General features: G+C 70.3%; 11 protein-coding genes. 9 read left to right on the top strand and 2 right to left on the bottom strand.

Annotation, left to right across the window (positions count from 1 at the left end):
- Positions 1-34 precede the first annotated feature (34 nt).
- The 6 genes from cmk (at position 35) to ACTWQN_RS36065 (ending at position 5,715) form a co-directional block, all read left to right on the top strand.
- A complete protein-coding gene (gene cmk, locus ACTWQN_RS36090) occupies positions 35-760 on the top strand; it encodes a (d)CMP kinase (protein WP_443208163.1) in 726 nt (241 codons plus the stop codon).
- Entirely contained in the window at positions 757-1,431 is a 675-nt protein-coding gene (locus ACTWQN_RS36085) for a lysophospholipid acyltransferase family protein (RefSeq protein ID WP_443208162.1), read from the top strand. The genes cmk and ACTWQN_RS36085 overlap by 4 nt, the downstream gene beginning before the upstream one ends.
- A complete protein-coding gene (gene der / locus ACTWQN_RS36080) occupies positions 1,428-2,858 on the top strand; it encodes a ribosome biogenesis GTPase Der (RefSeq protein WP_443208161.1) in 1,431 nt (476 codons plus the stop codon). The genes ACTWQN_RS36085 and der overlap by 4 nt, the downstream gene beginning before the upstream one ends.
- Before the next feature lie 88 nt (positions 2,859-2,946).
- Complete coding sequence (locus ACTWQN_RS36075) at positions 2,947-3,618, top strand: response regulator (RefSeq protein WP_443208160.1); 672 nt, start codon at positions 2,947-2,949, stop codon at positions 3,616-3,618.
- On the top strand, positions 3,615-4,697 hold the full coding sequence (locus tag ACTWQN_RS36070) for a sensor histidine kinase (protein WP_443208159.1): 1,083 nt from the start codon (positions 3,615-3,617) through the stop codon (positions 4,695-4,697). The genes ACTWQN_RS36075 and ACTWQN_RS36070 overlap by 4 nt, the downstream gene beginning before the upstream one ends.
- Positions 4,698-4,881: 184 nt before the next feature.
- Positions 4,882-5,715: an aldo/keto reductase gene (locus tag ACTWQN_RS36065; protein WP_443208158.1), complete on the top strand. Its 834-nt coding sequence runs from the start codon at positions 4,882-4,884 to the stop codon at positions 5,713-5,715.
- Positions 5,716-5,770: 55 nt separating this feature from the next.
- On the opposite strand, the gene ACTWQN_RS36060 is transcribed toward ACTWQN_RS36065, so the two are convergent.
- Complete coding sequence (locus ACTWQN_RS36060; RefSeq protein ID WP_443208157.1) at positions 5,771-7,837, bottom strand: S9 family peptidase; 2,067 nt, start codon at positions 7,835-7,837, stop codon at positions 5,771-5,773.
- Positions 7,838-8,124: 287 nt separating this feature from the next.
- Between ACTWQN_RS36060 and ACTWQN_RS36055 the strand changes: the two genes are divergently transcribed.
- From ACTWQN_RS36055 to ACTWQN_RS36045, 3 genes are read left to right on the top strand one after another with little or no spacing between them, the layout of a single operon-like run.
- Entirely contained in the window at positions 8,125-9,096 is a 972-nt protein-coding gene (locus tag ACTWQN_RS36055) for a glycosyltransferase family 2 protein (protein WP_443208156.1), read from the top strand.
- An 8-nt stretch (positions 9,097-9,104) separates the two neighbouring features.
- A complete protein-coding gene (locus tag ACTWQN_RS36050; protein WP_443208155.1) occupies positions 9,105-11,600 on the top strand; it encodes a GtrA family protein in 2,496 nt (831 codons plus the stop codon).
- Positions 11,597-13,336, top strand: a complete 1,740-nt coding sequence (locus ACTWQN_RS36045) for a PIG-L family deacetylase (RefSeq protein WP_443208154.1) — start codon at positions 11,597-11,599, stop codon at positions 13,334-13,336. Before ACTWQN_RS36050 ends, ACTWQN_RS36045 begins: the two co-directional genes overlap by 4 nt.
- Before the next feature lie 91 nt (positions 13,337-13,427).
- Here ACTWQN_RS36045 and ACTWQN_RS36040 read toward each other — a convergent pair whose 3' ends face one another.
- Positions 13,428-14,792 (bottom strand): MFS transporter, encoded by a 1,365-nt coding sequence (locus ACTWQN_RS36040; RefSeq protein ID WP_443208153.1) that lies wholly within the window; start codon positions 14,790-14,792, stop codon positions 13,428-13,430.
- Between the last annotated feature and the right edge of the window lie 114 nt (positions 14,793-14,906).

Below are 14,906 nucleotides of genomic sequence, written 5' to 3'. Positions count from 1 at the left end.
CACTGTTGATTTCGTGCTTGGGAGGACATGCGACGTGGCACACGCCAGGCTCCGCGGTGTGGTGGCCCTCGATGGCCCGTCGGGCACCGGAAAGTCGACGGTGTCCCGCAAACTGGCGTCGGCACTGGGCGCGGCTTACCTGGACACCGGTGCGATGTACCGCGCCGCGACGCTGGCAGTGTTGCACGCGGACGTCGAGCCGTCCGATCCGGACGCGGTGGCGCGGGTGGTGCGTGCGGCGCGGCTGAGCGTGGGCACCGACCCGGAGCGTCCTGCGATTTTCCTCGACGGTTCGGATGTCGGGCGGGAGATTCGCGGACCCGAGGTGACCGGTGCGGTGTCGGCGGTATCAGCGGTCGCCGCGGTGCGCGATCAGCTGGTCGCCCAGCAGCGGGAGCTGGTCAACGAGGCGCTGCTGGCGCCGGGTGGCGTGATCGTCGAGGGGCGCGACATCGGCACTGTGGTGGTGCCGGACGCGGGCCTGAAGGTCTACCTGACCGCTTCCGCGCACGCCCGCGCGCACCGCCGCACGGCGCAGGACGTCTCCGAGGGCAGAGCGGGGGATCTGGACCGGACCCACGCCGATGTGCAGCGCCGGGACGCCCTGGATTCGGGGCGGGAGGTGTCGCCGTTGCGCAAGGCCGACGACGCGTTGGAGTTGGACACCACCGATCTGGACGTGGTGGCGGTGCTCGAACAGCTGCACAAGCACGTCGAGAGCCGTGGCCTGCTGGTCGCGGCGGAGCGGACGACGCCATGACCGACCGAACCCTGCCCGAGGGAGCTTCCGGCGGTATGCACCGGTTCGGCCAGTGGATCTCGCGAAGGATCGTGCGGCTGCCGTTCCGGGTGCGGATCCACGGCGCGCAGCGGATTCCGCGCAGCGGGCCGGTCGTGCTGGTGGCCAACCACAGCTCGCTGATCGACGGACCGCTGCTGTTCGGGATGATTCCGCGCAACGCGGTGTTCCTGATCAAGCAGGAGATGTTCCGCGGGCCGCTGGGCTGGTTCCTGCGCCGCATCGGGCAGCTCGGCGTGCGCCGCGGTGAACCGGACCGGACGCCGCTGTTGGCGGCGGTGCGGGTGTTGCGGGCCGGTGGATTGGTCGGGGTGTTCCCGGAAGGCACCCGCGGTGCCGGTGAGATGGACAGCGCGCAGCACGGCGCGGCGTGGTTGGCGCGGGCGTCGGAGGCGAAGGTCCTGCCGGTGGCCTGCCGGGGCACGCGCCGACCGGAAGGCCGCGGCCGTAGGCTGCTACCCAGGATCGACGTGTTGTTCGGGGAGCCGATCACGCTGCCGGCGGGCAAGGGCCGCGCCGGGCTGGTCGTGGCAACCGACGCGGTGCGCACCGAGCTGGTCGAGCTGATCGCCGAATTGGATCGGCTGGTCGCGGACCAGCACCAAGACGATTTGAGAGGGAAACGAGCGTGACCGACGAGTCGGTGGAAGACCTGGATGGCACGTGGTCCGACGAGGCTGAATGGGCCGAGTTCGACGAGGTCGAAACACCGGAGGAAGCAACCCCCGCGAAGCCGCAGCCGGTGCTGGCGGTGGTCGGTCGGCCCAACGTGGGCAAGTCGACGTTGGTGAACCGCCTGCTGGGCCGCCGGGAAGCCGTCGTGCAGGACACCCCGGGCGTCACCCGCGACCGGGTGGCCTACGACGCGCTGTGGAATGGGCGCCGCTTCACGGTCGTCGACACCGGCGGATGGGAGCCGGACGCCAAGGGACTGCAGGCCTCGGTGGCCGCGCAGGCGGAGCTGGCGATGCACACCGCCGATGCGGTGCTGCTGGTGGTGGACGCCAAGGTGGGCGCGACGGCTACCGAAGAAGCCGTCGCGAAGGTGCTGCGCCGCTCCAAGCGGCCGGTTCTGGTGGCCGCGAACAAGGTCGACGACCAGCACGGTGCCGCCGACATCCATTCGCTGTGGTCGTTGGGACTGGGTGAGCCGTTCCCGGTCAGCGGTCTGCACGGGCGTGGTTCCGGCGACCTGCTGGACGCCGTGCTGAAGGTGTTCCCGGAAACCCCGCGCGAGGTGTTCGGCGCGACCGGCGGGCCGCGGCGGATCGCGCTGATCGGCAAGCCGAACGTGGGCAAGTCGAGCCTGCTCAACAAGCTGACCGGGGAGGAGCGGTCGGTGGTGCACGACGTGGCTGGCACCACGGTGGACCCGGTCGACTCGCTGGTGGAGTTGGACGGCGAGGTGTGGCGGTTCGTCGACACCGCGGGCCTGCGCAAGCGCGTCAAGACGGCCAGCGGCACCGAGTACTACGCCTCGTTGCGCACCAAAGCGGCCATCGAGGCGGCCGAGGTGGCGATCGTGCTCATCGACGGCTCGGAGCCGTTGAGCGAGCAGGACCTGCGGGTGCTGTCCATGGTCGTGGACGCCGGTCGGGCGCTGGTGATCGCCTACAACAAGTGGGACCTGGTCGACGACGACCGCCGCCGCCAGCTGGACAAGGAGATCGACCGGGAACTGGTCCGGGTGCGGTGGGCCGAGCGGGTCAACGTGTCGGCCAAGACAGGTCGGGCGGTGGCGAAACTGGCCCCGGTGCTGCGCACCGCGCTGGAGTCCTGGGACACCCGGATCCCCACCGGCCGGTTGAACGGGTGGCTTTCCGAGCTGGTCGCGGCCACTCCGCCGCCGGTGCGCGGCGGCAGGCAGCCGAAGATCCTGTTCGCCACCCAGGCGCAGTCCCGGCCGCCGACGATCGTGCTGTTCACCACCGGATTCCTGGAGGCCGGGTACCGGCGGTTCCTGGAACGCAAGTTCCGCGAGACGTTCGGTTTCGTCGGCACTCCGGTGCGGATCTCGGTTCGGGTGCGGGAGCGCAAGGCCCGCAGCGGCCGTCGTTGATCACTGTCCGCTCGGGTGGTGTGTGCGCTGCGTTGACGCGGCACCGCTAGTCTGCTGGCGACCCTCGGAACAGGGAGGTGGCCGAGAGGTGCGGGCTGAGGACGGCGGGGGGCCGATCCGGGTTGTGCTGGCCGACGACGAGCCGATGCTGCGGCGGGGCTTGCGCGTGCTGCTGGAAAGCGGCAGCACGATCCAGGTGGTCGGCGAGGCGAGCAACGGGGACGAGTTGCTGGCCAAGGTGCGCGCGCACCGTCCGGATGTGGCCCTGATCGACGTGCAGATGCCCGGCAAGGACGGGTTGACCGCGCTGCGGGACCTGAACGCGTTGCCGGATCCGCCGGTGGCTGCCGTGCTGACGACCTTCGACCTGGACGACTACATCTCCGACGCCCTGCGGTTCGGGGCGCACGGTTTTCTCCTCAAGGACGCCGACCCCGCGGTGCTGGTCCGGGCCGTGCACGATCTGGCGGCCGGTGGTGCGGTGTTGGATCCGCGGATCACCGCTCGGCTGCTGCCGCGGTTTCGCAGCGTGCGCGACAACGCCCACGAGATGCAGCTGGTGCGGGGGCTGTCCGGGCGGGAGCAGCAGGTCCTGCAGCTGTTGGCCGACGGTCGGTCCAACGCCGACATCGCGGCGCGGCTCGGGCTGACCGAGGCGACGGTCAAGAGTTACGTGTCGACGGTGTTGAGCAAGCTCGGCGCGCAGAACCGGGTGCAGGCGGCGCTGATCGCGCAACGCGTGGCGGGTGAGCGCCCATGAGCCTGGCGCGCTGGCGGCGGCTCGGGGTGGAGGTGCTGGCCGTCGGGATTCCGGCGGTCGCCGTGCTGTTCGCGCACGACCACTTCGGATACGCCCTGGTGTCCGGGCTGGTCGCGGCGGCGGTGCTGCCGCTGCGCCGGTGGTGGCCGCGCATCGCGGTGCTGCTGGGCCTGCCCGCGATGGTCGGTGGCCTGGGGTGGGCCCCGATGATCGTGGCGCTGTTCGCGCTCGGTCGGGCGCAGCCCCGGATCAGGCCGCTGGTCGGTTGGGTGCTGCTGGTGTCGGCGGTCGCGGTGGCTCCGGTGCTGATCACGCAGTCGCTCGGGGGCGCTGCGATCGCCCTGACGGTGGCGTTCGTGCTGTTGGCCGCCGGTGCGCCGGTCGCGTTGGGAGCGCTGGTGGCGTCGCGGCGGCAGTTGGCCGACAGCCTGCGGCTGCTGGAGGAGGCGACCGAGGCGGAGCTGCACGCGAAGGCCGAGACGGCGCGCGCCGAGGAGCGGGCCAGGATCGCGCGGGAGATCCACGATGCCGTGGGCCATCACGTCACGTTGATCGCGGTCGAGGCGGCGGCGTTGGCGGCGACCACCGCCGAGCCCGACGCGCAGGACACCGCCGGACGGTTGCGCGGGCTGGCGAAGCAGGCGCTGGATGAGATGCGGGCGACGCTCGGCCTGGGCACGGTGGGTCAGCAGACCGGGCTGGACGCGATCCCGGACCTGGTGGTGCGGGCGCGGGCAGCTGGGGTGGATGTGCAGCTGGCCTCCGAGCTCGACGATGGGCACGACGTGCCGCCAGCGGTGGAACGAGCCGCGTACCGGGTGGTCCAGGAGGCGCTGACCAACGCGTCCAAGCACGCTCCCGGCGCGGGCATCCGGGTGCGGTTGGCGTGTCGTGAGGGTTCGTTGCGCATCGCCGTCACCAACAGCGCACCGCGCGGTCAGGTCGTCGAGGTCGGCAGCGGCGGATCTGGGCTGGCCGGTCTGTCGGAGCGGGTGCAGATGGCCGGTGGGCGGCTGAACGCCGGACCGTCCGAGGACGGCGGCTTCGAGCTGGTGGCCGTCCTGCCGCAGCAGCGCTGAACCGTATCCTGGGACGCCTACGCCCGGCGTTGATCAACCCCGCGAAATCGACCCCGTTGAAACCGACACCGTGAAACCGACACCGTGAAACCGACACCGTGAAACCGACACTGTGAAACCGACACTGTGAAACCGACACCGTGAAACCGACACCGTGAAATCGACACTGTGGAACGGAGCGCGCATGCGACGTCTTCGACTGCCCGGCGGGCAGGAATTGCCGGTGCTGGGGCAGGGCACCTGGGGAATGGGGGAGCGGCGGGCGCAGCGCGCGGCGGAGGTCGCGGCGCTGCGGCACGGACTGGACCTCGGGCTCGGGCTTATCGACACCGCCGAGATGTACGGCAGCGGTGGCGCCGAGGAGGTCGTCGGCGCGGCGATGGCCGGGCGCCGCGACGAGGTTTTCCTGGTCAGCAAGGTGTACCCGCACAACGCGAGCCGACGCGGGGCTGTCGAGGCCTGTGAGCGCAGCCTGCGGCGGTTGGGCACCGATCACCTCGACCTCTACCTGCTGCACTGGCGCGGCGGCACGCCGTTGGCGGAAACGCTGGACGCGTTCGAGCAGCTGCGCACCGCAGGGAAGATCCGGCATTTCGGGGTGAGCAACTTCGACCCCGAGGACATGGCGGAGTTGTTCGCCAGCGAGCTCGGTCGGCAGTCCGCCACCAACCAGGTGCTCTACAACCTCACCCGGCGCGGCATTGAACTCGACCTGCTGCCGTGGTGCCGCCAGCACTCGGTGCCGGTGATGGCGTACTCGCCGATCGAGCAGGGACGGCTGTTGGGCGAGCCGGTGTTGCGGCGGGTCGCCGAGCGGCATTCGGCGACCCCGGCGCAGATCGCGATCGCCTGGGTGCTGGCGCAGGACGAGGTGTGCGCGATCCCGAAGGCCACCGACGAGGAGCACGTCGAGCAGAACCGGGCGGCGCTGGACATCGAACTGTCGGCCGAAGATCTCGCCGAGCTCGACGCTGGTTTCCCAGCGCCGTCGAACCCCGTGCCGCTGGAGATCCTCTGACAGTGCTGTCACCGACGCGGCTGTGCGGGACTCGCGGTGATTTCGCCCGGGCTCCTCAGCGCGCCAACGCTTTGCGCAGGAAGTCGACCTGCAGCAGCAGGAGGTTCTCGCTGGTGGTCTCGTCGGTGGGCATGTGGCTGACGCCCGGCAGCGGCAGCACGGTGTGCGGGCGGGCCCACGCGGTCAACGCGCCGGACAACCGCAACGCGTGCGCCAGCACGACGTTGTCGTCCACGGTGCCGTGCACGATCAGCATCGGCCGCTCCAGCTTGTCGGCGTCCTGCAGCAGCGAGTTCGCCTGGTAGACCTCCGGGACGACGTTGGGATCGCCGAGGTAGCGCTCGGTGTAGTGGGTGTCGTAGAGCCGCCAGTCGACCACTCCGGCGCCGACGACCGCGGCGTGGAAGACGTCCGGGCGGCGCAGCACGGCCAGACCGGCGAGGTAGCCGCCGAAGGACCAGCCGCGGATGGCGACCCGGTCGAGGTCGAGCTCGGGGTGCTCGGCGGCGGCCGCGTGCAGGGCGTCGACCTGGTCCTGCAGCGGCGGACCGGCGAGGTCTCCGGCGATTGTCCGCTCCCAGTCGGGGCCGCGGCCGGCCATCCCGCGACCGTCGGTGACCAGCACGGCGAAGCCCTGGTCGGCGAACCACTGGGAGGTCAGGTAGCCCTGCTGCCGGGACAGCACGCGCTGCGCGTGCGGACCGCCGTAGGGGTCGACGAGCACCGGTAGCGGGCCGTCGGCCGGTCGGTAGCCGCTGGGCAGCAACAGGGCGCTGCGCAGCTCGCGCGCCCCGAGGCGCAGCAGCCGGACGTTGAGGTCGAGTTCGGGGATCTCGGCGTTGCTGCCGATCTCGGCGACCTCCCGACCATCGCGCCACACCCGCACCCGGGTGTGCGGTTCCTCCAGTGTGGAGGCGGCGACCACCAGCACATCGCCGGAGCGCGTTCCGGTGTGGACACCGGGCTGGGTGGTCAGCTGTTCGGCACCGGCCGCGGTGACGCGGTAGAGGTGCACTTGGGTCGGGTCCTGCTCGGAGGCGGAGATCAGGACGTCGGTGCCGACGTCGAGGACGGCCCGCACCTGCAGGGGCGCCGCGGTCCAGGGCTGATCTCCGACGACGAGCCGGTAGGCGCCGTCCGCGGCGCTGATGCGCACCAGTTGTCCGTCCGGGGTCCAAGCGGGCCAGCCGGGTTTGATCTCCACCCAGTGCGGGTCGGTGTCGCGGTGCACCTCGCTGGTCCGCCCGGTGGCCGGGTCGAAGGCGAGGACGAGCTGGGTGCGCTGGTCGCGGCTTTGCACCGTGATCAGCGGACTGCCGTGCTCGGACCAGTGCGCGGTGACGAAGTAGGGCGAGGACCGGTGATCCCAGTCGAGGTCCACCCGGTGGCCGTCGAGATCGACGACGGCCAGCGTGACGTCGGCGTTGGCGGTGCCCGCCGCCGGGTAGCGCACCGGAGCCGGTTCCGTCGCCGGGGCGGACGGGTCGCCGAGGTACCAGTGCTGCACCGGGGATTCGTCCACCCGCGCCGCCAGCAGCAGCGAACCGTCCGGGGACCACCAGTAGCCGCGGTGTCGGCTCATCTCCTCGGCGGCGATGAATTCGGCAGCACCCCAGGTGATGTTCGGGGCGTCGGGTTCGGCCAGCGCTCGGTCGCCGGAACCGTCCACTTCGATCACCCGCAGGGCGCCGCCTGTGAGGTAGGCCACCCGCTGGCCGGTCGGATCCGGCCTGGGGTCGGCCACCGGCTGCGGCACCGGCAGCTCGCGGGTGGTGCCCGCTGCGATGTCGGTGACGAACAGCCGACCGGACAGGGTGAAGGCGGCGATCCGCACATCCCGGTCGGTGGCGTAGCCGGTGATGCCGCCGGCCCGTTCCCGCGCGCGTTCCCGGCGGGCCTGTTCCTCCGGAGACACCTGGTCTTCGGCCTGCAGCACGGCCGGATCGGCGATCAGCCGCTCCTGGCCGGTCGCGGTGTCCAGCGCCCACAGGGCGTTGCGGCGGTCGGTGCCGCTGGCGGAGCGCAGGAAGAGCACGGTGGCACCGGCGGTGAAGTTCCGCGGCGCGCCCAGGGTGAAGCCCTGCGTTCGGGCGCTGTGGCGGGGAAACGAATCTGACGGCATGGATCCAGCCTGCCATTGCTGGTTCGGCGGAGCATTGGCAGGTGTCCGCCGAACGTTGGTGCCACGTTTGGTGAAAGTTGGCTTGCGGTGCGTGATGGACGGTTGTGCCGTCCGGCGGCTGCGCTATCGGGTGGCAGTGCGTTTCGGGGGCCCGCGAACGGATTATTCGTCGGTGTGTCGGGAGGGGGTGCGACGCGCCCCGAATCCTACGGTCGAGGCCGATTCGCTTGGCCCGCAGCGGCTTCCCGGTTCTCGCGGGGGTCGACCGACACTGGATGTGACCTGCCATGTACCTCTCGATGGTGGTGCCGTGCTTCAACGAGGAGCGCGGCCTGCAGCGGTTGCACGACGCGCTGGTCGCGGCGCTGTCCGGACGCGTCCGCGATTACGAAGTGATCCTGGTCGACGACGGCAGCACCGACCGGACGTTGCGCGAAGCGCGCCGGTTGGCGGCGCTGAACCCGCGGTTCCGCTACGTGTCGCTGAGCCGCAATTTCGGGAAGGAATCGGCGATGCTGTGCGGTTTGCGGCATGCGCGGGGCCGTCGGGTGGCGCTGCTGGACGCCGACCTGCAACACCCACCGGAGCTGCTGCGGCGGATGCTCGCGTTGCTGGATTCCGGCTACGACCAGGTCGTCGCGCGGCGCGACCGCGACGGCGAGCACCGTTGCCGGTCGGCGCTGTCCAAAGTGTTCTACTGCGTGGCCGGTCGACTCACCGACGTGCGGTTGCAGGACGGTGTGGGTGATTTCCGGGTGCTGTCCCGGCGAGCTGTCGACGCGGTGCTGTCGTTGCCGGAGTACCACAGGTTTTCCAAGGGGTTGTTCGCCTGGATCGGGTTCGAGACGGCGTACGTGTCGTTCCGGAACGTGCCGCGCCCCGGTGGTGGTTCGAAGTGGAGTTTCGGTGCGCTGGTGAACTACGGCATCGACGGGCTGACCTCCTTCAACAACAGGCCGCTGCGGATGTCGATCTACCTGGGCGTGCTGGTGGCGGTGCTGGCCGGGGTCTACGTGCTGTTCGTCGTGGTGAACACCATTGTGGACGGTGTGCACGTGCCCGGGTATGCGACGTTGCTGGCCGGGATCGTCGGGTTGGGCGGGTTGCAGCTGCTGTTCCTCGGGGTGCTCGGCGAGTACCTCGGCAAGAGCTACTTCGAGGCCAAGCGCAGGCCGCACTACCTGGTGAAGGAGACCAGTCCGGAGCTCCACCCGCAGGCTCGCGAGCACCGGCTGCACCCGGCCGAGCTGGCGTCGTAGGGGGCGTGATGTGGCGCAGGATAAGCAAGTCGGAGGTCGGGCGGTTCGCGCTGGTCGGCGGCGCGAACACGACCGTGCACTGCACCGTCTACCTGACGTTGTGGTTGTTGTTGCCGTACCTGTTGGCGCACCTGGTCGCGACCGTGGTGGCGACGCTGTGCTCATACCTGCTGAACTGCCGGTTCACCTTCGGCGTGCTGCCGAATCTGCGCTCCCTGCTGCTGTTTCCGCTGTCGAACCTGGCGTTGATCGCATTGAGCACCGCTGCCGTCGCCGCTGCTGTCGGGGTGTTCGGGGTGGATCCGCTGCTCGCGCCGGTCGCCGCTGGTCTGGTGGTGGTCCCCGCGACGTTCCTGTTGAGCAAGGCGGTGCTCACCGACCGGCTGCCCAGGGGTGATTGGCGCGGTGCGGTCGGCGTCGGGCTGCTCGTCGCGCTGTTGAGCCAGATCCCGGTGCTGGTGAACCCGTCGTTCTACTTCTGGGACGACAGCGCGGCGCAGTTCCTGCCGATGTGGCACCGGCTGGGGGAGCGGCTGTTGGCCGGTGACTGGCCGCTCGGCCTGGACGTCGACTCGTGGATGGGTGGGAACCTGGCCGCCGAGTCGCTGTTCGGCATCTGGAATCCGGTGCACCTGCTGGACTGCCTGCTGGTGGTGTGGCTCGGTGATCTCGCGATCGCCGCCACCGTGGTGAAGACCCAGTGCCTGGTGACGCTGGGGGTCGGAACGTTCTTGCTCTGCCGCGATTACGGGGCCGAGCGGGGTGTCGCGTCGGTGCTCGCGGTGGCGTTGCCGGTGTCCGGTTTCGTGCTGTACTTCCAGGCCGCCACCTGGGCGGGCGGTCTGATGGGGTTCGCCTGGCTGCCGTGGGCGTGGTGGGCGCTGCGCCGTGCGTTGGCCGGTCGAATTCCGGCGGTCGTGCCGTGGCTGTGCTGCTTCCTGTGCGTGTCCGCCGGTGATCCCTACGGGGTGTTGGCGCTGTGCGGGGTTTTCGCCGGTCTACTGGTCGAAACCGGTCGAGATCGGCGGCGCGTCCGGTGCCTGGTGTTGTTGGGCGTGGCGGTGGCGGGGAGCCTGCCGCTGATCTTCGGTCCGGTGCTGGTGACCGCCGCGGTGGGCTGGCGGTCCGGGCACGAGTTGTTCAACATCGGCCAGCTGGTGCCTGGCATCGGCGACCTGCTGAACGCGTCGATGCCCGCGTTCGTCCCGCAGATCCTGTCCTTCGGCACGTTCCGGATGTCCGTGCCCGCGACCTACTTCGCCTGGTTCGCCATCCCGCTGCTGGCCTGGTTGGACTGGCGATCCGCCGGGGCGGTGTGGCGGCGCTGTGGATGCGCGGTCGTGCTGGCGGGGTGCTATTTCCTGCTGTGCCTGGGGCCGTCCAACGTGTGGCTGTTCCGCTGGCCGCTGCGGCACGTGGCCGTGCTGCACCTGGCGGTGGCGGTGCTGCTCGCGGTGGCGCTGTCGCGGGGGTTGCGCACCGACCACTTCAGGGTTCGGCTGGCCTGTTCGGTCGGTTCCGTGCTGCTCGGCGGATACCTGTCGTTCGCGGCGTGGCCCGCGCAGGCGCCGAAGCACCTGGTGTCGATGGGTCTGATCGCGGTGTTGCTGGCCGGTGTCCTGGTCTTGCGCGGCAAGCAGCTGATGGCCGTTGTGCTGCACCTGGGCACTGCCGGTGCCCTCGTGCTGCAGATGTTCTGGTTCCCGGCCAACCGGGACGTCGCGGTCTACAACTTCCCGTCCGATGTCGCCCAACTTCGGTCCCGGTACGCGGAATTCCGCGACGGCACGGTCGTGCAGGTGGCCGACCGCAACCTGGTTCCACCGGAGCAGATCGCCTCCGGCAGTGCTTGGTCCCAACTGCTGTTCGGCAACATGCCAGCCGCGGCTGGGGTGGCGAGTCTGGTCTCCTACACCGGAATCGGCTACGACGCCCTGCACACCAGGCTCTGCCTGAGCTACTACGGCGCCACCTGCCCGCAGGCCTACGACCGGTTGTGGCAGTCCGACGGCCTGGTCGACCAGCTCAAGGCGGCGCATGTGGTGGTGCAGCGCCGACTGCGCGACGTATCCGCCGCCCCGGATGGTTGGCGGATCTCGCGGCGGGACGCCGACGTCGTGGTGCTCAGCCGGGAATCGGCGGCGCCGTGGCCGCGTGGGCGGTTGAGCGTCAGCCGCGGCGTGCAGGTGCTCGACGCGGTGCAGCACGGGCAGCGGCACGAGACGGTGCGCTTCGGGCGTACCGGTAGTCGGCCGGAACTGGTCTTCGCCCGTCTCGCCTGGCCTGGTTATCAGGCCACAGTGGACGGTCATCGGGTGCCGGTTGGCAGTACCGATGCGGGGCTGCTCGTCGTGCGCATCCCGCCCGGTGTGCACGGTGGCACGCTGACGCTTTCCTGGCGTCCACCCGGATTCACCGCGCAACTCGTGCTGGCCTGCGCGGGTGCGCTGCTCGCGGTCGCGCTGACCGTGGTGCCGCTGCGTTCGGGGAGGCAATCGCGATGAGAGGACTGCTGGCTGTCGCCACGGCCGTGCTGCTCGCCCTGTTCGCCAGCCCAGCGGCTGCCGCGCAGCCGCGTTCACACGTGCAGGTCGTGGCACATCCCGATGACGACATCCTGTTCATGAACCCGGATCTGAGCATCTCGATCCGCTCCGGTGCGGCGGTGACCACGATGTTCCTGACGGCGGGCGAAAGCGATGTGCAGCCCGCCGCGAGGTATGCCGCCCAGCGGCAGGCCGGTACCCGGTCGGCGTTCGCGGCGATGGCCGGGATGCCTGATGCCTGGGACCGCGCGCGGTTGTCGCTTCCCGGCGGGCGCTGGGCGGAAGTGCAGACCTTGCGCGAACGACCTCGGGTGCGGCTGGTGTTCCTGAACCTGCCGGACGACAACGACCCGCACGCGGTTGGCGGCAGGCACGCGCTGACCCGGCTCTGGCACGACGCGGCGGTGCGGGTCGCGACGCTGCGGCCGGAAGGGTCTGTGCTGCCGGGCACCAGCAGCCATGACCGCGCCTCGGTCGTCGCCGCGTTGGCCCAGCTCTACCGGCAGTTCGCGCCCACGATCGTGCGGACGCACGACCCCGAGCCGGACGTTCGGTACCAGCCGCAGTGGGGGCAGCACCACAACCACCCGGACCACGTGATGGCCGCGCGGTTCGCCGAACTCGCGATGCCCTCGGCGAGGGCTGGTTCGGCGCACCTGATCCACTACCGCGACTACAACATCGCGGACGCGCCGCCGAACCTGCCGCCGGAGATCGTCGCCGACAAACGGGCGATCTTCGCGCGTTACGCGGCGCACGACGCCGTGGTGGGGTTGGGCGAGCCCTATGCGACCTGGCTGCGAAGCATGCGGCAGCGCTGGTCCTGGAGATCCAACTGGGTCGCAACCGCTCGCGACGGCCAGCCGATCCATGCCTACGTGCGTGGCGGCAGGTTGATCAGGGCAGCGGGCTCCGATGAGTCCATTGTGGATACTCCGGGATTCGTGCCGCAGGTCGGCTCGGTGGTGCTCGCGGACGCGGACACCCTGCTCGTCCAGGACCGGCGCACCGGCACGATCTATCTGAAACGCCAGGACGAACAGTGGAAATCGCTCGGAGCCCCACCGGCCGCAGGGCGACCAGGGCAGGTCGGTCCGCCAGCGGCGGACGTGACACCGGACGGGCGGATCCTGGTCGCGGTCCGCAACGCCGACGGCGGTGTGAGCGTCCGCTACGCCGATCGGCCCGGCTGGACCGACCTCGGCGGACCCGGGGTCGACGATGCCGTCTCGGTGCTCGCCACCGGCACCGGTGCGCACGTGTTCGCCGCTGGCCGGGACGGGCTGTTGCACTGGCGGCTGCGCGACACCGGCCGCGGCGAACTCGTCGCAGCGCCGCAGACCCACCGCCCGGCGGGCGCCATCGCGGTGGCCCGGGGCCGCCAGGGATTCGTGGCGTTCCGCGAGGCGGCCACCGCACGCCTGATCGTGCTCGGTGAGCACGCGGGATGGTCGGTAGTCGCCGCGATCGACACCACCGCCACTTCTGATCCAACGCTGGCAGTGGTGCAGCAGGCGGGCCGGGACACCCCGATCGTCGCCACCCGCGACGAAGCGGGCCGCATCGAGGTGTTCGGCGCGACCAAGACCGTCCTATCTGGACGGACCGTCGGCCAACCCGCCTTCACCCCGGACGGCCGCCATCTGGTCGCTCTCGGCGACGACGGCCGAACGCATGTGGTGAGAACGAGGTGAAGGGCACCTTTCACCAAGTAAGTTGGTAGAAGGTGCCCTTCACCTCTCGCCCGAACGGAGTGCCACTCGCGCCGCTTCCGGGAACGGGTGCTTACGCCGGGGATTGCACTGTCGTGGCGGGGTTCGCGGCGCGCTGCTTCAACCGCTGTTCGCCCGGGTCGCAGTCGTCCTTGATCTTCAGGCTCAGGAACGCCACCGCGATGTACATCAGGCTGAACGCGACGGTCACGCCACCGCCGCCGACCAACGGGTAGAGGATGGTGACCACGACCGGGCCCACGAACGCCGCACCACCGGCCCCGAAGTTGAGCACCGCCAGCGCCGAGCCCTTGTCCTTGGGCGCGACCATCGAGGGCATCAGCGCCGACAGCGGCACGAAACCGGCCAGCAGGACGCCGTAGACGACACCGCACGTCGCGGTGACCGCGAAGCTCTGCGAGGCCACGGCGGCGAAGAACCACAGCGGAGTGGCCACGGCGCAGCCGACGCAGCCGAACCAGGTGATCGTGCGGCGCCAGCCGAAGCGGTCGCCGAACACGCCGAAGAACAGGTTCGCGGCGATGTTCGCGCCGTAGGCGATGGACGCCAGCGCGGCCACCTCCGCGACGCTGAGGAAGCCACCACCGGGGGCGGCCGGACCGAAGGTGAACGGGAACATCGCGAAGAACCCGTACTGCGGCGTGGTGTTGACGATCCGGATCAGGCCACCGGCCAGCGTCCGGCGATCCCGCCACAGGATGTCCACGCCCTCGATCAGCCGCTTCATGCTGCGCGGGTTCGCCACCGTCTCGTCGGCGATCGGCTTCAGGCCGTGTTCCTCGCGCACCCCGAACGAACCGATGAGCACCCCGATGGTGACCAGCACCAACGACAGCACGAGGGTGCCGTACAGGCTCATGCCGAACGGGCCGATCGCCAGCGCGGCCACCGCGGCGCCGAGCGTGGGCAGCCCGCCGGTGAAGGCGAACCAGAACCAGCCAGCGACCGAACCGCGCATGTGGGTGGGGCTGGCGACCTGCGCCCACACCAGGAACGCGAAGGCGAACAGCGGGTAGGCGAAGCCCCGGATGCCGTAGGCGGCCACGATGAACGTGGGGTTGTGCGAGGGGATCGCGGCGAACAGGAACAGGCATTCGAACACGACCCACCACGCGCCGCCGAGCCACATGACCCGCCGCGGTCCCCAAACCGCCGAGAGCGTCCCGGAGAACCAGGCCGCGATCATCACCGCGACGCCGTAGACGGTGACGGTGGCGAAGGACGCCACCGCGCCGGGCAGCCCGCCGCCTTCGGGTTGCTGCAAGTAGTCCGACAGATAGGTGGTCTCGACGCCGTCACCGATCATGAAGATCAGCACGGCGACGAAGCCCCAGAACAGCTGCCTGGGAATACCTATGCGGTCGAGTCTGCTCACCGGCCGCGTCGGCTCGGCATCCGCTGTGGGCTGTTGGGACATCACTGTCTCCAAGGATCGGAAGTTCCGGTGCGCATCAGCTGCGAGCTGGTACGTCGACGACGCACCAGCCGCACCGGCGAGGTGCCGACTATCATGCACCTTGTTCAGATTAAC

This window comes from Saccharopolyspora antiqui (assembly GCF_052246905.1).
Classification (GTDB): Bacteria; Actinomycetota; Actinomycetes; order Mycobacteriales; family Pseudonocardiaceae; genus Saccharopolyspora.
Note: the sequence above shows the minus strand (reverse complement) of the source record. Positions and strands in the feature narration are given on the sequence as shown.